At 36.5% G+C, this 19,410-nt stretch carries 17 protein-coding genes; 7 read left to right on the forward strand and 10 right to left on the reverse strand.

All coding sequences use genetic code 11. The annotated features are described in order from the left end of the window. The first annotated feature begins 11 nt into the window (after positions 1-11). Positions 12-305 (forward strand): hypothetical protein, encoded by a 294-nt coding sequence (locus DM397_RS01575; protein ID WP_111375875.1) that lies wholly within the window; start codon positions 12-14, stop codon positions 303-305. Between the two features lie 125 nt (positions 306-430). Continuing rightward, positions 431-1,630, forward strand: coding sequence for a WG repeat-containing protein (locus DM397_RS01580; RefSeq protein ID WP_111375876.1), 1,200 nt, complete (start codon positions 431-433; stop codon positions 1,628-1,630). Positions 1,631-1,929: 299 nt separating this feature from the next. On the opposite strand, the gene DM397_RS01585 is transcribed toward DM397_RS01580, so the two are convergent. Beyond that, entirely contained in the window at positions 1,930-2,397 is a 468-nt protein-coding gene (locus DM397_RS01585) for a JAB domain-containing protein (protein ID WP_111375877.1), read from the reverse strand. A gap of 383 nt (positions 2,398-2,780) precedes the next feature. On the opposite strand from DM397_RS01585, the gene DM397_RS01590 reads away from it, so the two are divergent. Next, positions 2,781-3,089 carry a DUF6965 family protein gene (locus tag DM397_RS01590; RefSeq protein WP_111375878.1) on the forward strand — a complete coding sequence of 103 codons (309 nt, stop codon included), beginning with the start codon at positions 2,781-2,783 and terminating at the stop codon, positions 3,087-3,089. A gap of 282 nt (positions 3,090-3,371) precedes the next feature. Here DM397_RS01590 and DM397_RS01595 read toward each other — a convergent pair whose 3' ends face one another. The 4 genes from DM397_RS01595 to mnmE all read right to left on the reverse strand — a co-directional run bounded on the left by DM397_RS01595 (position 3,372) and on the right by mnmE (position 7,310). Next, a complete protein-coding gene (locus DM397_RS01595; protein WP_111375879.1) occupies positions 3,372-3,617 on the reverse strand; it encodes a hypothetical protein in 246 nt (81 codons plus the stop codon). 210 nt (positions 3,618-3,827) lie between these two features. After that, positions 3,828-4,970 carry a site-specific integrase gene (locus tag DM397_RS01600; RefSeq protein ID WP_111375880.1) on the reverse strand — a complete coding sequence of 381 codons (1,143 nt, stop codon included), beginning with the start codon at positions 4,968-4,970 and terminating at the stop codon, positions 3,828-3,830. Next, positions 4,963-5,532: a helix-turn-helix domain-containing protein gene (locus tag DM397_RS01605; protein ID WP_111375881.1), complete on the reverse strand. Its 570-nt coding sequence runs from the start codon at positions 5,530-5,532 to the stop codon at positions 4,963-4,965. Before DM397_RS01605 ends, DM397_RS01600 begins: the two co-directional genes overlap by 8 nt. Positions 5,533-5,909: 377 nt before the next feature. Beyond that, positions 5,910-7,310 (reverse strand): tRNA uridine-5-carboxymethylaminomethyl(34) synthesis GTPase MnmE, encoded by a 1,401-nt coding sequence (gene mnmE / locus DM397_RS01615; protein WP_111375883.1) that lies wholly within the window; start codon positions 7,308-7,310, stop codon positions 5,910-5,912. A gap of 181 nt (positions 7,311-7,491) precedes the next feature. Here mnmE and DM397_RS01620 point away from each other — a divergent pair, with 181 nt between their 5' ends. Both DM397_RS01620 and DM397_RS01625 read left to right on the forward strand, forming a co-directional pair. Further along, a complete protein-coding gene (locus DM397_RS01620) occupies positions 7,492-8,325 on the forward strand; it encodes a universal stress protein (protein ID WP_111375884.1) in 834 nt (277 codons plus the stop codon). Positions 8,326-8,387: 62 nt separating this feature from the next. Then, positions 8,388-10,160 carry a MutS-related protein gene (locus DM397_RS01625; protein ID WP_111375885.1) on the forward strand — a complete coding sequence of 591 codons (1,773 nt, stop codon included), beginning with the start codon at positions 8,388-8,390 and terminating at the stop codon, positions 10,158-10,160. A 114-nt stretch (positions 10,161-10,274) separates the two neighbouring features. Here the strand turns inward: DM397_RS01625 and DM397_RS01630 are convergent, their stop codons facing one another. Beyond that, positions 10,275-11,879 (reverse strand): Na+/H+ antiporter, encoded by a 1,605-nt coding sequence (locus DM397_RS01630; protein WP_111375886.1) that lies wholly within the window; start codon positions 11,877-11,879, stop codon positions 10,275-10,277. A gap of 175 nt (positions 11,880-12,054) precedes the next feature. Here DM397_RS01630 and ribB point away from each other — a divergent pair, with 175 nt between their 5' ends. Together ribB and DM397_RS01640 are read left to right on the forward strand one after the other, a co-directional pair. Then, a complete protein-coding gene (gene ribB, locus DM397_RS01635) occupies positions 12,055-12,717 on the forward strand; it encodes a 3,4-dihydroxy-2-butanone-4-phosphate synthase (RefSeq protein WP_111375887.1) in 663 nt (220 codons plus the stop codon). Next, on the forward strand, positions 12,718-13,290 hold the full coding sequence (locus tag DM397_RS01640) for a Crp/Fnr family transcriptional regulator (RefSeq protein ID WP_185957099.1): 573 nt from the start codon (positions 12,718-12,720) through the stop codon (positions 13,288-13,290). It abuts the gene before it with no gap. A 170-nt stretch (positions 13,291-13,460) separates the two neighbouring features. Here the strand turns inward: DM397_RS01640 and DM397_RS01645 are convergent, their stop codons facing one another. The 4 genes from DM397_RS01645 to DM397_RS01660 all read right to left on the reverse strand — a co-directional run. Then, complete coding sequence (locus tag DM397_RS01645) at positions 13,461-15,158, reverse strand: ribonucleoside-diphosphate reductase subunit alpha (protein WP_111375888.1); 1,698 nt, start codon at positions 15,156-15,158, stop codon at positions 13,461-13,463. A 19-nt stretch (positions 15,159-15,177) separates the two neighbouring features. Then, positions 15,178-16,152, reverse strand: coding sequence for a ribonucleotide-diphosphate reductase subunit beta (locus tag DM397_RS01650; protein WP_111375889.1), 975 nt, complete (start codon positions 16,150-16,152; stop codon positions 15,178-15,180). Between the two features lie 517 nt (positions 16,153-16,669). After that, complete coding sequence (locus tag DM397_RS01655) at positions 16,670-17,641, reverse strand: PorP/SprF family type IX secretion system membrane protein (protein ID WP_111375890.1); 972 nt, start codon at positions 17,639-17,641, stop codon at positions 16,670-16,672. 5 nt (positions 17,642-17,646) lie between these two features. Further along, the coding region (locus DM397_RS01660; RefSeq protein ID WP_162615450.1) for an MBG domain-containing protein at positions 17,647-19,410 on the reverse strand (1,764 nt) is incomplete at its 5' end.

A 19,410-nucleotide genomic window follows, 5' to 3' on the forward strand; every position in this document is an offset into this window, starting at 1 on the left:
ACGTAGAAATTATGCTTACAGAAAATGATGCTGCCCTGGTTTTTGACACCATAATGAGTTCTCCGGGCATGAGCGAACCGGTGAGGATTGATCTGAAGATTTCACGAAAAAACGTGCTGCTTCTGCACCATGTGATCGAGCGCGGACTGCTTGAAAACGACAGCGGCCCGTCGGTGCTTTTAAAGCGCACGGCAGAGGAAAGCATCGCCGAATTAAGACAGCTTTCCGCCGACTGCCTGGCAAGAGCCGGACTTGCAGAACTCAATGAAAAACTGGCCCGTCTTGGTGCGGAAAAAAAACACTAGAAGAACAGAAAGAAAAGCCGCCAACAGAAAAGTTTAGCGGCTTTTTTATTGCTATGTTTCACTTATGCATTGCTTTAAAAACATTATAATTTTTATGCTATTTTTGAACAAGCTAATGAATAAGTATGACCGCGGAAGAATTAAAAGGATTTGAAGAAAGACAGGCTGAAATGCAGCAGACCAGAGACATTTTTGATCTCATCTGCAGCACACTGAACCTGAAATATGGTGAGTTCTTTGGATTTCGCGATACCAGGGGATTCGTTGTGCTGAATATCTATAGACATCAGGGAGAGAAGACAAGAGTGATTAAAGTTTCGGAAACGGCGGAAGTTCTTATCGACACCCATAAATACTATTCTGTCTACCAGTCCCAGACGAAAAGAAACGTGCTTTTTTACAGTGGGCTCAGGGATCAGCCAGACGGCTATAAGACCACCAGAGCCGGAGTGCTCGATGAAAATTTTGAGATCCTTATTCCAGCGCGATACGATTCCCTAAATGACATCAACGAAGACAGCTATCTGGCCACAATCGATAATTATGCGGGCATACTTGATTCCAAATTTGAAATCATCATTCCCTTAAAGTTCAGAGAAATCGAGTATAATAAAACCCTGAAGATCTTCAAAGCCAGAGAACAGATCAATAGAAAAATTGAAAAGGAAGATGAAAATACGGAAGGAAGCGTTTATTGGATCTACGACCAGAACGGCATGCTACTCCAAAAACTTGAATACGGGCTTATAAATTTTGCAAACAGCCCTTCGCACTATACCGTTTATGACATCGGATCATTCTACGGCGAATATGTCGACCATACCTCTATGATCGGCAGGCAGGGGCTCCTGGACCAAAGCTTCAAAACTATAATTCCGCCCGTTTACGATCTGATTTTAAAAGGCAAAAAATTTATTCTGGTTTACGAACAAAGAAATGCTGCCATAGGCCGAGACTATGAATCGGAAGAGGCGCAAGCCGCCGAATGCTACTATACGCTGGATGGAGGAAAATGGGGTGTCTTTGACCATGAGGGAAACCTTGTCATCCCAGTTGAATGCAACTGGATTGCCCATACCCTTAAGGATGATTTATTTCTTATCAACCCCACTGGGCTGATGTACTATTATCAGGGCGAACAAGAAGACGGAGTCTGGTGCGCCAAGGACGGACTCTGGGGGCTCATCAATTCGAAAAATGAAATCCTTGTGGAGCCTGCCTATAAGCACTACCACATGTATGATGACAAAATCATATTCTGCAACAGACAAAATGCCGATTATGAAATTCTTGACATTGAAGATGCTCTTACCATATGCTTTTAGCATCTGATGGGAGTATCCATCCCAAACGAAAAAACTCCCTTAAAAAAGGAGTTTTCGGCGGCCGGCGGTTGCCTGAAATGGCATACGGCAACTAACTAAATCATTTGGGACAGAACCTCCAGACGAACCCCGCCGGTCCCCTGTTATTTTCTGACTGATTTAAACAGCAGCGTTGCCAATATCAAGACAAATTTACGGCAATATAAACCGCCCGCCTTTACAGCATCTTCCGATAATCTTACAGCATTCCTACTCTTTTCAGAAGCGCACCAAAAAATAATAATAAAATAAAAAGGCACCTATAAGGCGCCTTCATCCAAAAAAGAGTAGTACTTCTGCTCGGTAACGATCAGATGATCCAGAAGTTTGATATCCAGCAGCTCACCAGCGGTCTTGATCTTTCTGGTAATGGCTTTGTCTGTCTCTGAAGGAGCGGCCTTTCCCGATGGATGGTTATGGGAGATAATGATGCCCACTGCATTGGCTTTAAGCGCAGAGGCAAACAGCAGTCTGATGTCCACTACAGTTCCTGCAATGCCTCCAGAGGATGCCTGATAAACGCCAAGCACCTTGTTGGACTGGTTAAGCAGCAGGACTTTGAACTGCTCGATGAATTCTATCTTATCGGGATCCCAGCAGTCCATCAGGATGGCATAGGCGGATTTGGAGGATGTGATCTTGGGCCTCTCGGAGCTCTTCACTTTTGTTCTATAGATCAGATCTATTTCCGCTACGATTTTCCAGCTGCTGACTTGTTGTGCTTTCATGGCTTTTACTATTTAAGATTAATAACAGCACCTGCATCGGGCAGAGGAAAGCGAGCGCAAAAAGCAACGCAATAAAGCAGGACGGATGTCCTGCATTTATGGGGGAATTTTTTGCGGACGAACCGCCCTCCTGTGCCCGAACTTTGTGATGTGATTAAACTCAAAGGGCTTCTCCGCTGAAAAAGGCTTATGCGGAAGGGACATTCCCAAACAGCACTAAACGGATCATCAGACAGAGCAAAAAAGCATGGCTAAAAAACGTGAAAGTGCAATCGGCTGGATTCCAAAACAGTGGATTAAAAAGCATGCAGATACAATCGAATTAAGCCGTAAACACCGCTGCCATTCTTGCCTTTCGTCTGGTTTTTGCCTAAATTTGCCGCATGAATTACGAAGACATCAAACGCCATTTTGAAAGCAGTCCTCCACCCAAGGAAGCGAAGTGGACCGAATGGGCATACATCTCCGATACGCAGCTTTTCCTAAAGAGCTGTTACATCGGCATCAGAAACTTTAACGGCCCTGTCGACCGCTGTCCGGCATGGTGGCACTTGAAAGAATTTTATATTCTAATGAAAAAAGCAACTTCGCAGACAACTGATCAAGAAGCGCCTATAGAAGAAGCAGCTGGCGAAATTATTGCAGAAGCAGCTTCTGAAAAAGCAGTTTTCGAAGAGCAAACTGCCGTCTAAAATTCCGTCTAATCGATACTTTATTGCCCCCACACAGAACTGGTGAAGAATTATCAATATATAATGTCCTGAATTATTTTAACAGCCGGCGTATTTTCACAATAAAATCAGGCTTTTCAAAATCATAGTCGCGGGAATCCTTCTGCGTCGGGACTGGATGACGAAAAAAACAAAAAGAAAAGCCGATAAATTGTCGGCTCTATTTATGCAATAAAATCAAAACCAAAAGCCCGAAGTCCTGACAGCCGACGGGCTTTGATTTTTTTTTTTAGGATTTTCTTATTATTTCATGCTGATGGTGTCCATCAGGTTTTCCTGATCGATGAAGGCTGCAATGTACTGCTGGACTTCATTGCGTTTCTCTTTGTCCGTTTCAAAGCTATTGATGTGGAACTCTTCGTCCTGATCCAGGATATGTATGATCTCGGTGTACCCTTTTGAAATCAGGCTGCCTTTTAGCTTCAGGATCGTATGCTGCTGATGTGCATCCAAATCTTTTCTTACCTTTAATTGTATAGCTTTTTCCATTGTAAAAGATCTGTTAGATTTGTTTTTAGTATATTTCTAAAATCAAATATAATTATTTAGATCAGATACACATTTCTCCCCTATGTTAAAATCAGGTATTTTACTTATAATTAACATAGTGCTGACTGCTTCTTAAGTGGCCATTCCATCCACTAATGCATAAGAAAAACAAGCCTTAGTAATCAATAAGGCTTGTTTTATTTCTAAATATTATCCTAATGATATTCTATTTGCCGCATCCCTTTTTTTCTGGTCGATCACTTTTGCATAAATCTGCGTGGTTTTAACGCTCCTGTGCCCTAACATTTTTGAAATGGTAAAAATATCGGTTCCCGCAGTCAGCTGGAGCGTAGCATAGGTATGCCTAAAGCTATGAAAGGTAATATGCTTATTAATTCCAGACAATGCTACCCATACTGGAAGCACCCGGTCTACATCCCATTTATTTAATCCTTTAAACACCAGTTCCTTTTCCCCTTTTCTTTTTCCAAGCAGTGAAAAAGCTTCATCGGAAATCGGCATTGTTTCTGCCCCTTGAGTTTTTTTCTGGCGGAATATGATATAGTAGCCATCATTCTCAATGTAATGGATCTCGGACCAGAGCAGCTTCGCAATATCTACATAACGTATTCCTGTCAATACCGAAAACATCGAAATTTTACGCACTAAGGAATTTGGACAGGGGGTCGAAAAAAGTTTTCGGGTCTCTTCAATAGTCATAAAATTGCGCTGGGATTCCATTTCTTTTATAGATCCAATTTTTGAGTTAATGTCTGTTCTTAATTTATCTTCTTTATACGCCCCTTTTAGAGTTGTTTTTATTTTATTGTAATAGGAAAGCGCCGTATTGCGAGAAATCTGCTTATTATTCTTTCTCATGCTCCTCGCTTTGAGAAGATAATCCCTGAAGTCCTCAATAACTGTAACCGTAACATCCTTAAACAGCAGATCATTTCCATTTAAAAATGCTTCAAAGTGCGCTATGGCGCAGTTCCATATCGATAGATTATTTCCTGTTTTTTTCTCTCCGAGCTTTTTATAATATTGGAGAAATGATTCATTTCCTCGAGCCTGAATCTGCAGCTGCTCTTTTTCAAATGGAGAATAGATTTCCGATTTGTTGATTTCATTCTGTCTTCTTGCTCGTATTAGTTCCGCCGTATGCAGATTTTCAGAATTGGACAGCTTCTGATACTGATCTGCCGGTTTCTGATAGATATACAGTTTCAAAAACTCGCGTCTCGTATAGTCGTTTGCTCTTGAATCCCACACGGGAGGATAGAAATCCAAATATAGAGACATTCTTCCTTGAGAAATAGCTTTCTTTCTAAGTGTAACAATACTCTTACTCATGGCTCTGAATGTTAAATAATAATTCTATATCTCTTTTGGAAACATATACAAACCTGCCCACATTGTACTTTTCAATCTTTGCTCTTAACAAAATGCCGTACAAAGCCGCAGGAGAAATATTCAGCTTCTTCTGTATTTCAGAAATTGTATAGCAGTGTTCAATTCCTGGAAATCTCTGAATAGTTTCTTCATTTTTTCTGCTTTCGTAAAGCCTTTCAAAAAAATTATCAATTTCTGGACGATTTATGAAAGTCTTGGCTCCTACTTTTCTAATGGCAATTTCATTCCTTGAAATTACCCTGTAAAGTGTTCTCCTGCTTATTCCCATAAAAAGACATGCTTCATCAATAGTGAAAATTTCAAGTTTTTCCAGCTTCTCGATGCCACCATTACGCATGGATTCCATTTTTTGCCCTCTGGCCTCTTTCCTTTTTTCGCTGTTTCTTTTTTTGTAATTCTTGCTTCCGCAAGCTAGTGAGCAAAATTTTGTTTTAATTGTCTTTGCTGTAAATTCACTATTACAGAACTGACAGATTTTGGCAATCCTAATGTTTGAACCCATAATTTTTAAATTTAAGTTTCCTACTGCACTTAAATGTCCTTAGAACTTCCACAATTACTTTCCAAACTCTGGAATCTGTCTTGCCAAAATATAGGGGCACAAGACAAACGATATGCTCTAAAATGATATTTTTGCTAATTTCTTTTCCAGAAATCCGATCTCTAGAAAACTCAGCAAAATGTACATTTGTGCCATCATTCATCCCGTTTTGTCACAAAATTTGTACCTCGAAATCCGAGGTACAAATAAGGTACAGATTTACGCAAAGCAATACCAAATATTCAAAAATAAAATCGGATAAAAAAAGAGTCAAAATGTTAATTACCAACACCTTAACTCTTTTTGTTATTTTTTGTTTTGCGTTTCTTTGTGCCCTTCTACTTGCCGATGCAAAAGTTTGCAAAAATATTCCCCAACAACTCATCATTAGAAACTTGACCTGTAATTAATCCGAATTGATATAAAGCTTCGCGGATATCAAGCGCCATAAGATCACTTGAAAGACCTGATTCTAAACCAAATTTGACTTTCTGAATTTCATCTAAAGCTTTCAATAAAGAATCATAGTGCCTTGTATTGGTTACAATCGTTTCATTATTGCGAAGCGCACCAGTATTTACAAAAGACAATAATTCATTTTTTAAATCCTCTACTCCTATTTTTTCTTTCGCAGAAATCAATAATAGTTTTGCATTTAAATTTTCTAACTGATTGGTAATATTCGCCACTTCATCAGCAGATAGAATGTCTTTTTTATTCACCACAATAAGCAGTGGTTTTAACGGATATTTATTCTTAATCTGTTCAATTTCATTTACAAATTCAGAACTTGACGTTTGGAATTTTAGTCCATCAAATAAATAAATTACAACTTGTGCTTGATCTATTTTTTCAAAAGTTTTCTTGATACCGATGCTTTCTACAACATCTTTAGTATCACGAATTCCAGCTGTATCAATAAATCTAAATCCGATTCCGCCAATTACCAATTCGTCTTCAATCGTATCGCGTGTAGTTCCGGCAATGTCAGAAACAATTGCACGTTCTTCGTTTAATAAAGCATTTAGCAACGTTGACTTTCCAACATTCGGCTCACCAACAATCGCAACCGGAATTCCGTTTTTGATTACATTTCCAACAGCAAACGAATCGATTAAACGTTTTAAAACAAATTCAATTCTATTTAATAATTCATGAAATTGCGTTCTATCTGCAAACTCTACATCTTCTTCTGCAAAGTCTAATTCCAATTCAATTAAAGAAGCAAAATTTAAAAGCTCTTCTCTAAGTTTAGCGATTTCATTACTGAATCCGCCACGCATTTGCTGCATTGCAATTTGGTGAGAAGCTTCATTATCTGACGAAATCAAATCTGCCACCGCTTCTGCTTGCGATAAATCCAGTTTTCCGTTTAAGAAAGCTCTCAACGTAAATTCACCTGCATCGGCCATTCTACAGCCATTTCGAAGCAATAACTGAATAATCTGCTGCTGAATATAAGTCGATCCGTGACAAGAAATTTCAATCGTATCTTCTCCTGTATAAGAATTTGGGCCTTTAAAAACAGAAACCAACACTTCGTCTAGTGTTTTGCTTCCGTCTACAATATGTCCCAAGTGAAGAGTATGTGTTTTCTGCTTGGTCAAATCTTTGTTTTTAATAGATTTAAAAACCGAATTACCAATTGTAATAGCCTCTGCTCCAGAAATACGAATTATGGCGATAGCTCCAGCTCCCGAAGGCGTAGCTAAAGCAACTATTGAATCTTGATTTATCATGCTGCAAAGGTATAAAAAAACGCTCAAATTCTTTTCTATGTTAATGTTACCCCACTCGAACAAGAAATCTTCCGACTAATTAAGATTAATAAACCATTAAGTGTTAAAATACTGATAAATATCAGGTTGTTTTCTTTCTAGAATGAGTAAATTTGAGAGACAAACCTTAATCTTAAATACGATGAAAAAGATATTATTTCCAACCGATTTCTCTGACGCTGCTACCAATGCATTTGTTCATGCTTTAGAATTTGCTAAAGTTGTAAACGCCGAATTGATCTTACTTCATACATTCGAGATTCCTGTTTACGACAGCCAATTCTTTCCAGAGAATTATGCTTCTATATATAGTTCAATCGAGCTAGCAAAATTTGAAACGTTTAAAGATGAAATTCCGAAACTACGAACTATTGCTGCTGAACGTAATCTAGAAGATATTGTGATCAAACACCGTTTAATGGATGGTGATCTTATTTATAATCTTAAAAACGCAGTCGAAGAAGATCAAGTCGATTTTGTGATTATGGGAACCAACAGCGCTTCAGACTGGACAAAATTCTTCACGGGTTCTAATACCGAATCTGTAATTTCTGGAGTTGAAGTTCCTGTTTTATGCATTCCGATCGATGCTAAATACAAAAAGGTAAAAACAATTGGTTTTACGACACGCTACCGAGAAAAAGACAAAAAAGAACTGAAAAAAGTTTTGAAGATTGCCAAAAAAACTGATGCTAAAGTAAAAAGTTTATATGTAAGGACATCTAATTCTGATGTTTCAGAAGAAACCAGAAAAGAATTCGAAAAGGAATTCGCTGGAGAAAATGTTGAATTTTTAGTTCTGCCAAGTGATGATGTAAAAGAAACCATCCTTGACTTTGTGCTTTATAAAGACATTGATATTCTAACGACTATAACGCACAAACGCTCTTTCTTTGAAAGTCTTTTTGACTCTAGTTTTTCAAAAAAAATAGCCAAAGAAGTGACCATTCCGATTTTGGTTATGCACGAAGATTAAACAACAATATTGATGATTTTGTGACTTAAAAGCTATATTTGTATTTCAAGCAAAATAATAGAATGAAAGCATATCCAGACAACGTTGCAAAATACTCAGAACTCTATAATAAAACCAACAAAAAATACAACAGCATAAGCCTTTTGAGGTTATTAAGTATTTTTCTTTTCTTGACTTTTATGTTTTATTACATCAAGACAGATCAAATACTTTATGTTATTCTAGCTGTTTTGTCTTTTGCTGGTTTTATTTTTTTTATGAGAATACATTCAAAAGTATCATTTCAAAGATTGCTAGCAGAAACGCTTTTAAAAATTAATAAAAATGAAATTGCTTTTCTGAAAAGAGAAAAAACACCTTTTGAAAACGGAGCTGAGTTTATCGATTTTCATCATCCCTATGCCTACGATTTAGATATTTTTGGAGATCACTCCTTATTTCAAAATCTTAACCGAACCGCTTCTTTTATTGGAAAAAAAACACTTGCTGAGTTATTGCTTCATACGCTGCCTGAAACAGAAATTTTAGAAAATCAGGAAGCTGTAAACGAATTAAAAAGCAAAATTGATTGGCGGCAGGAATTTCAGTCTTTGGCAATTTTAAGTCAAGATTCAAAGCAATCTTATGAAGCTATAAAACATTGGACTTCTTTTACAAATAATTCATTGCCTAAAGTTTTAGTTGCATTATCATTTATTCTTCCAGTAACGTTTTTTGGTTTTCTGGCAGCTTATTTTATTACATCAAAAACCATTATTCTTTCTTATTTAACGTACGTCTTTATTGCCAATTTAATTGTTTTGGGAAGAGCCGTAAAGAGAATTCAATCGGAAATAGCAAAAGCTGATAATGTCGCTAACATCATAAAGCAATACAGTTTATTGATTGAAAAAATTGAAAAAGAATCTTTCCAATCCAAAAAGCTACTTCATTTACAAGAACAATTGAATTTCAAGAATGCGAAAGCAAGCCAACATTTAAAACAGCTTTCTGAGCTGTTTTCAAGAATGGATACGATAAACAACTTTGTAACAGCCACTTTATTTAACGGAACATTCTTATTCAATCTGCATGTTTTAAAAGCACTTTTAAAATGGAAAGAAGATTATGCTTCAGAAATGAATCATTGGGTTTCTATTATTGGCGAAATTGAAGCTTTAAATAGTTTAGCTAATCTAGCCTACAATAATGAAGATTTTGTTTTTCCTGAAATCAATTCAGATTATAAAATCGAGTTTAAAAATCTAAGCCATCCGTTACTCAATCCTGCAACAAGAGTTGGAAACGATACACAATTTCACCCACAATCTTTTGTGATTTTGACTGGTTCAAACATGTCAGGAAAAAGTACGTTTTTGAGAAGTTTAGGAATTAATATGGTATTGAGTGGAATTGGGTCTGTTATTTGTGCATCAGAAGCCAAAGTTCATCCATTGCCAGTCCTAGTTTCAATGCGATTATCCGATTCTTTATCTGATTCTGAATCGTACTTTTTTGCCGAAATTAAACGTTTAAAACAGATTATGGATGAACTCGAGAATCAACCAGCTTTTGTTTTATTAGATGAAATTTTAAGAGGTACAAACTCCGATGATAAAAGAAATGGAACAATCGAAGTGGTGAAAAAGATAATTTCGAAAAAAGCCATCGGCGCAATTGCTACTCATGACATTGAAGTTTGTCTGACTACAAATGAATATCCTGAAATTTTGACCAATCAATGTTTCGAAGTTGAGATTCAAAACAACGATCTTCACTTCGATTACAAACTCCGCAACGGAATCTGTAAAAACAAAAGCGCTACATTCTTAATGCAGAAAATGGGGGTTATTTAATGGTGAATTGTAAATGGTGAATTGTGAATGGTGAATTGTGAATGGTGAATTGTGAATTGTGAATTGTGAATTATTAATTTATTCTTTGCGTAAAGCTCAATTCACAATTAGAAATTAGTTTTCCTCGTACATTTCCATCCACAAACGAGTTTCTTCCAGATCTAATTCTTTTTCTATTTTGCGAAAGATTTCTTCGTTTACAGAACCAAATTTATGCATTGATTCTAATTTTGCCCGTTCTACATTCAAAAGATCGATTTGAATTTTAGTGAAATCATTAAAAATTTCACCGCCAAGAAGTTTTCCGTTTCCGAAGAAATTAGCGGGAAGTTCAGTTTTTTGAAGACGGTTGAATTTGACTTCGTATTTGCTTTTAATATTATGAAGCAATTCGTCATTCAATAGTGAGAAATTATCTTCTATATGGGCAATAGTTTCTGAAACAATTACATTTCGAATATTGTATTCTTCTGCAAGTATTGAATAACGCTCAATTTTTAGCTTCTTAATTAACCATGGAAGCGTAAGACCTTGTATAACCAAAGTTGAAAGAATAACGCAGAAAACTAAGTATATAATTAAATTTCGAAGCGGAAATTCTTCTGTTTTATTCAACATCAACGGAAGCGCCAAAGCTGCGGCCATAGAAACCACACCACGCATTCCCGACCATCCAAAAATGATCATATTTCGATAATCAAAAGCTTCTTTCTCACGAATCCTTTTACTAAGCATTCTCGGAATCATCGTTGCAGGAATAACCCATAAAAAACGAACCAAAATCACTACGATACTTATAACTGCGCCCCAGATAAATAATGAATTCCCAGAGTAATTGCTAATTCCTGCAATAATCTGTCTTAATTGAAGTCCGATTAAAATAAAGATCAAACCGTTCAAAATATTATTTAAGACATCCCAAATGGTGTTCGTCATAATTCGGCTTTCATGAGAAAAAATGGTTCCCGATCTAGCTGCCAGAAAAAGACCTGTCGTTACCACGGCCAAGACTCCCGAACCATGAAAATGCTCAGCAAGCAAATACGAGGCAAACGGTGTCAATAATGTCAATGTGACCTCGATAATATCATCGCAAACAAATCTTTTATGAATATAGTACATTATATACCCAATTGCCAAACCAATTGCGATACCTAGAACCGACATCAAAACAAAATTTAATCCTGCTTCCCATAAAACAAAATTTCCTGCTGTAATAGCTGTTAAAGCATACTTATAAGCCACAAGACCACTAGCATCATTTAGCAGACTCTCTCCTTCTAGAATAGCTATCAATCTTGGATTTAATCCTAACCCTTTTGTAATGGCAGTTGCCGAAACCGCATCTGGAGGCGAAACAATGGCACCAAGCAAAAAAGCTAACGGCCAAGACATATCATCTATTAGCCAATGCGCAAAAACAGCAACTAGTCCCATAGTAAAAAAGACTAAACCTACAGCAGCAAAAGTTATCGGACGAATGGACTGCTTAAAATCGGACCAGCTGGTATGCCACGCCGCATGGTACAAAAGAGGCGGAAGAAATATAACAAACACTATTTCTGGACTCAAAGCGATTACCGGAAGCCCAGGTACAGCACTAATTACTACACCGCATAAAACCAAAACAATCGGTATCGGGAAATTATATCTTTTGCTAACAAGACTAAGAAAAGCCACACCGAAAAGCAGCATAATGATTACGGTAATATTCTCCATTTATTGGTGGTATTTATTGATTTTGGGTTATGGAATTTGGGTACTAAATTAAGATTTTATGACAACTAAATTAGATTAACATTAAAAAATTAGAACATCAATTTATTGACTTATATCAAACTTTTTGGTTTTAAACCGCTTTAGATTTGCTTCTTATTATTTCTAAAAAGTTTTTATGATAAGTACAGAATTAAGTCCGTTAGTGCAATTCGGAATTTCAAGTAAAGAGCGTGTTGAAAATGCTTTGGAACAGCTTAAAAACGGAAAAGGCGCTTTGGTAACCGACGATGAAAACCGTGAAAATGAAGGCGATCTGATATTTTCTGCGCACCATATCAATACTCAAGATATGGCTTTAATGATTCGAGAATGTAGCGGTATTGTCTGTCTTTGTCTTACTAATGAAAAAGCCGATGAACTCGAACTTCCCTATATGGTAAAAGAAAACACAAGCAGTTTTCAGACTCCGTTTACCATTACTATTGAAGCGAAAAACGGAGTTACAACTGGAGTTTCTGCCAAAGATAGAATCACTACTATTAAAACAGCTGTTGCCATAAACGCACAACCAGAAGATCTAGCAAAACCCGGACACATTTTTCCTCTTAGAGCAAACGATAATGGCGTTCTAGGAAGAAATGGCCATACTGAAGGAAGTGTCGATTTAATGAAATTGGCAGGTTTACAACCTGAAGCTGTTCTTTGCGAATTGATGAACGAAGACGGTAGCATGGCAAAACTAGACAAAATCATTAGCTTTGCACAACAGCACGATTTGGTGGTTCTATCTATTGAAGATATTATCTATTACCGCAAATTCGTTAGAGATTATAACTAAATGATATACGAACAGCTTGGCAATTCCATTCGAAAAAGTATAAATGTTTCTGATGAAGATTTAGAAACCATTCTCTCTTATTTTAAACTTATCAAAAAAGGAAAAAATGAGATTTTGCTGGCTCAAGGTCAAATCAGTCAAGAGACCTTTTTTGTTGCGAAAGGCTGTCTTCGTATCTTTTTTATTAATGAAGAAGGAAAAGACGCCACACGATATATTGCTTTTGAAAATCAGTTTGCTACAGCTTTAGTCAGTTTTATAACTAAAATGCCTGCGCTTGAAAATATTCAAGTTGTAGAGAAATCGGAACTACTGAGCATTTCCCACGAAGATTTTAATCATTTAATGGAAATTGTTCCGCAATGGCGTGAGTTTTACAGCAATTATTTGGAAAAAGCTTATGTCAATAATGCCAATCGTTTAATGTCTTTTACTACAATGGATGCTTTGGAGAGATACAATCAGCTCTTGAAAATTAATCCTGCGATTGTAAAACGGCTTCCTAATAAAATTGTGGCTTCTTATATTAATATTTCTCAGGAAACTTTGAGTCGATTAAAGTCTAAGGTTTGATTTTTTTTATTTTGATTGTGGAGCTACTTGCGAAGATGTCTCCTTCGTCGACATGACAAAACTATATGAAAAATCTTTGTGGCTTTTTGTGTGAGATTCTTCGTCCCTCAGAATGACAAATAGTATGAATAAAAAAGCCGAATCTAAAATTAAGATTCGGCTTTTGATTTTTATGATTCACAACTACTGCAAGAAACAAGACTTGTTACTAATTCTTTAGAAACACTTTGGCTTCTTTGGTAGTACAAACTTTTAACTCCTTGCTGCCAAGCTTCAATCATCAGACGGTTTACATCTTTAATCGCCAATTCTGCTGGAATATTAAGATTTAAACTTTGTCCTTGATCAACAAATTTCTGACGAATTCCTGCTTGCTGTACAATTTCTAGCTGGCTGATTTCTTTAAATGTTTTAAAAACATCTTTTTCCTGCTGAGTCAATTGTTCCATGTGCTGAACACTTCCTCCGTTTAGCATAATTCCTCTCCAAACTTCTTCATTATCCAAACCTTTTTCCTCAAGCAGTTTTTTAAGGTATTTGTTTTTACGCATAAAGTTACCTTTGCTCAATCCAGCTTTATAATAGTTACTGCTAAAAGGCTCGATTCCTGGCGAAGTTTGTCCTAAAATCGCAGAAGATGAAGTTGTTGGCGCAATTGCCATTGTCGTTGTATTACGTCTTCCATAACCTTTTAACAATTCTGGTTCACCGTAAATTCTAGCCAATTCTTGACTTGCTTTATCAGCTTTATCACTAATATGTTTGAAAATTTCAGTTGTTTTCATTTTAGCTTCCATTCCTTCAAACGGAATCATGTTTTTCTGCAAATAAGAATGCCATCCTAAAACTCCTAAACCAAGCGCGCGATGTCTTTTCGCAAATTTATTGGCCGCAGAAAGGTAATAGTTGCCTTCTGTTTTTTCGATAAATTCCTGTAAAACGGCATCAAGGAAAAAGATCGCCAATTTTACTGCTTCAGTATCTTTCCATTCTTCATACAATTCTAAATTCATTGAAGAAAGACAGCAGATAAATGATTCATCATGAGTTGACGGAAGCATAATCTCACTGCATAAATTACTTGCATTGATTCTTAGATTCTGATCTTTGTAAACTTGCGGTTTATTTTTATTTACGTTATCGCTAAAGAAAATATATGGTAATCCTTTTTGCTGACGGCTTTCTAATACTTTCGCCCAAATTTGTCTTTTTTCGGCATCCCCATCAATCATTTCCTGCATCCAATAATCGGGCACACAAATTCCTGTAAATAAGTTCTGAATTGGATTTCCAATACTCTTGATTTTCAAAAACTCTTCAATATCTGGATGGTCAATATCTAAATAAGCTGCAAATGCACCGCGACGAACACCTCCTTGCGAAATAGTATCCATAGCCGTATCAAAAAGCTTCATGAAACTAACTGCTCCACTACTCTTTCCGTTATCGGTTACAGCACTTCCTCGTTCTCGTAATTCACCGAAATAACCAGAAGTTCCGCCTCCAATTTTCGTCTGCATAATTACTTCACCCAGTTTATGCGTAATTCCTTCAATTTTATCTGGAACATGCACATTAAAACATGAAATTGGCAAACCTCTTTCTGTTCCCATATTAGCCCAAACAGGCGAACTGATACTCATCCAGCCTCTTTCGATCATTTCCATGAAAGATTCTTTCAATTCTGGCTTGTACAGTCTTTTTGCTGCAGCCGTACAAATTCTATCGATTGCTCCTTCTACGGTTTCTCCTTTTAAAAGATAACCGCGATTTAAAATCTGTTCACTTTCAGAATTTTTCCACCACATTTTACTATCGTTTTGTGGTTCAAAATTGTTGTTTTCAGGGTTTATGTCTGTCGTATTCATAATGTATTATAGGCTTGTATTAGAAAAGATCGTTTGCAGTGATACTTTTATCGTGCTTTGTATATTCTACAGGGCGTTTTGCAAAGAAATCGTCTAAACTGTTTGCAAAAACCTCTTCTTCAAACCATGTCATTTTTGAATATTCTTCTGGAGAAACATTAAAGATTGTTTCAATATTAATTTGTTTCAAACTTTCATCAATTCTAAATTTCATGAAGTTTACCAAATCTTCTTTGTTTATGGTTTCAACCGCTCCATTCTCAAAAATCCAGTCTAAAATATCCGCTTCAACCGTAATTGATTCTTTAACAGTTTCTCTAATTAATTCTAAAGTCTCTGCATCAAAATATTCTGGAAATTCTTCACGAATTTTATTAATGATATAAATTCCGCCATTGGCATGAATTTGTTCGTCAATTGAAGTCCAAGCAATAATATTGCTCACATTTTTCATATATCCTTTGAATCTTGTAAATGACAATAAAATGGCAAATTGGCTGAAAAGAGAAACATTCTCGATCAAAATACTGAATAAAATGAGCGAAACCATGTATTTTCTATTATCCTGCGACTTCGTGTCTTTCAATACATTCGAAAGATAATCTACACGTCTGCGGATTACAGGAACATCCAATAATTTCTCAAATTCGTCATTATAACCTAAAACTTCCAGCAAACGAGAATAAGCTTCGGAATGTCTAAATTCACATTCTGCAAAAGTAGTTCCTAGTCCGTTGAATTCTGGTTTTGGAAAATGCTCATATATATTACCCCAAAAACTTTTTACAGCTACCTCAATCTGCGCAATTGCCAATAAACTATTTTTGATTGCTGTTTTTTCTGCCAAATCCAAATGCGCATGAAAATCTTGCGTATCAGCAGTAAAATCTACTTCAGTGTGTACCCAATAAGCTTTATTAATAGCTTCGGTAAATTGCAGAACCTCAGGATATTCGAAAGGTTTATAATTGATTCTTTTATCAAAAATTGACATATATATAGAGTTTTAAGTGACTATTTTGAAATAGAAATTCGAGCGCTTATTTTGGGGAGGTATTAGCGTGATTTCTATAATTACAAATTTAACCCAAGGTTATTCTTTTGTCCAATTTTAGATGTTAAAAAACCTTTCAATTATCAACAGCAAAAAGTGCGAAAAAAAAACCTCCAAAAAACTATTTATGAACAGATCAAAAAGAACCCATACTTATCGATATATCAGCTATCTAAACTAATTCTAAATAAAGTTGTCAACATATAAAAATGTCATTAAATGGAAGCAAACAAAAACAGTTATCAACATTAAAATCTAAATATCTAACTTTTAAATACAAAAATAGAATATTCAACATTCCCATTTTAACCATTTAAATAACCTAAAAACACAAAAGAAACAATAACGAACTTAAAAACAACAAGCAATTCATTATCAGATATTTAATTTTCAAAACAAACTTAAAAACCTATATTGTAAATGTTTCTTGCTTCAATATAAATTTTCTTTTAAAATGCTAATCCAAAAATCTATATCTCAATCCAAATTCCAAAGTATCATTTGCGTACGCTCCTGAATTGCTGGCAAAAAATGAGTATGCTAAGAAAATTCCGAATTGATTTAAATCGAGTCCAAAAGTTCCTGAAATTGTTTTATTTGTATGGTAAATTGCGGCAATATTCATTTTATACTCTGGCATATTAAAACGAATACCCGTATCAACAATATCCTTGTATCCTCTGATGGCACGATAAGCAACTAGAGGTTCCAAATTAAAATCATTCATTTGGCTGGCTACGAATACTTTATAACTTACTGCTGAATAAAAAACTTGATTATCGACATAGCGTCTTTCCCCATTGTCATTTTCAAAAAAAACATTATTTAGATTAGGCACCGCGGCTTGAATAGTTAGCAAACGACTGGTATAAGAAATACCAAAATCACCATCCAAAGCACCACCTTCATTAAAATTCTGAATCGAAGGATCTGTCATATCACCAATAATTTTACTAGTATCAAGGGAGAGAAATCTCGCTCCAAAAGATAATCCAAAATGCAGTTCACGGTCATCTCTATCAATTGGTAAATGATAAGCAAAAGTTCCTAAAAATCTAGTGTTTGTAATTAAACCGGCTCTATCACTATTAAAATTAAAGCCATACGCCATACGATCTTCTGGATTATATTCTACTGTTGCATACATCAATACTGGATTTCCGGGTACTTTATCCCATTGTCTCTGATAACCTATATTAACATCCAAACCTTTGTTTACCCCTGCCATAGCAGGATTAGCAATGTACTGGTTCTGATAGTACATTGCTTCAAATTCTGTTAATTGCGCATTGGCCGAATGAGTTATGCCTATAATTGCACTTAAAAAAAAGATCCATTTAGCGGTTAATAATCTCATACCTATTTTATTATTGGTGCTCATATCGTTAGGATTATGATATAATAATTCTATTATCTTACTTGTATTCATACTTTTTAATCTCTAATTATAGTAATGAACCCTTTTATTTTAGGTAAATCATCGCCAAGATCAATAAGATAGTAATAAGTATCATTGTTTAGAGGAGATCCTTTATATGCCCCATCCCACTCGTTACTATAGGCTTTTTTTGAATATACGATTCGACCAGCTCTATCATACACTGTGACAATATTGTTGGGATAATATACAATGTCTTTTATCTCCCAATAATCATTTTTGCCGTCTCCATTTGGAGATAAAATATTATTTGCCACAACTTGGTCTGGAGCTGCACCTTTAAACACTGTAATGGTATACATCTGTTTTGTTATTCCATCTTGAGCGGTTACAACAGTTTCGATGATATTTTCTCCTGTTGCCAAAACTATCGGTTCGCTAGCAGTCGCACTAGCAACAGATGAGCCATTTACTTTTATGGCCGCCTTTGGATCTGCCGCAGTAGGTGTTACCGTTATCGAATTTACGTCATACTTAACCTTTGCATTATATTGAGTAACATCAGATTCAAACACAGGTTCCAAATTTCCCTCACTAATCATTAAATTTGATAAAGCCGCATTATTAGATGCTTCCCTTGTTACATTGATGGTATAATTTTTTACAGTCGAACCATCTTCTGCTACTACTTTAATGACTATAACATTTAAACCTAATTCTAACGAAATTGGATTTGAAGAAGTCCCACTAGCAACCAAAACTCCGTTAATTCTGATAACAGCCAAAGGATCGTCTGCAACCGCTGTTATCATTTCTGCAGAAATTTCACTACCCACTGTCACATTATACAGAAGAGTATTTGCCGAAAAAACGGGGTTTAATATACCATTGCTTATAGAAAGATTTTTTAAATCAGCATCATTTGATAATGGTGATGATGGTGTAATTGTTAAAATACCATCAACATATGAAATCGAATAGTTCGGAGATGACGCACCGCTTGCTGTGATTGCATACGTTCCCGCAGGGCTGGATGTCGTAGCTAACGTTGAGGCTGTAGCTGCAGTTGTTAGAGATGCTTCAGTATCGCCGTTTACAAATCCCGAGTAGCTCACCGTCAGAGTAGGATTTGCGCTGCCGTAGGTTTTGCTTTTATTGTCTGCCGTCACTATAAGAGACGCTTGGGTTACTGTAAGAATCCCATCAGCATATGAAATTGAATAGTTCGGGGATGATGCGCCGCCTGCCGTTATTGCATACGTGCCAGCAGGGCTTGAAGCCGTGGCTGTGGTTGAAGCTGCAGCTGCTGATGTTAGGGATGCTTCCGTATCGCCGTTCACAAATCCCGAGTAGCTCACCGTCAGAGTCGGATTTGCGCTTCCGTAGACTTTACTCTTATCGTCAGCTGTCACTATAAGAGACGCTTGGGTTACCGTCAGAGTTCCATCAGCATATGATATTGAATAGTTCGCAGATGATGCGCCGCCTGCTGTTATCACATACGTGCCAACCGGACTTGAAGCCGTCGCTGTGGTTGAAGCAACAGCTGCTGTTGTTAGGGATGCTTCCGTGTCGCCGTTCACAAATCCTGAATAGCTTACCGTCAAAGCTGGATTTGCGCTTCCGTATATTTTGCTCTTATCATCTGCCGTGATCGTAAGTGAGGCGGCTGTCACGCTCATCGTACCATCGGCATAAGTGATTGCATAATTGGGTGCAGCGGCTCCGCTGGCTGCGATCGGGTAACTCCCCATCGGACTTCCTATAACTGCCGTGGTGGCGACTGTCGGAGCTGTGGTTAGCACAGCTTCAGTATCGCC

The organism is Flavobacterium nitrogenifigens, from assembly GCF_003254565.1.
Lineage (GTDB): Bacteria > Bacteroidota > Bacteroidia > Flavobacteriales > Flavobacteriaceae > Flavobacterium > Flavobacterium nitrogenifigens.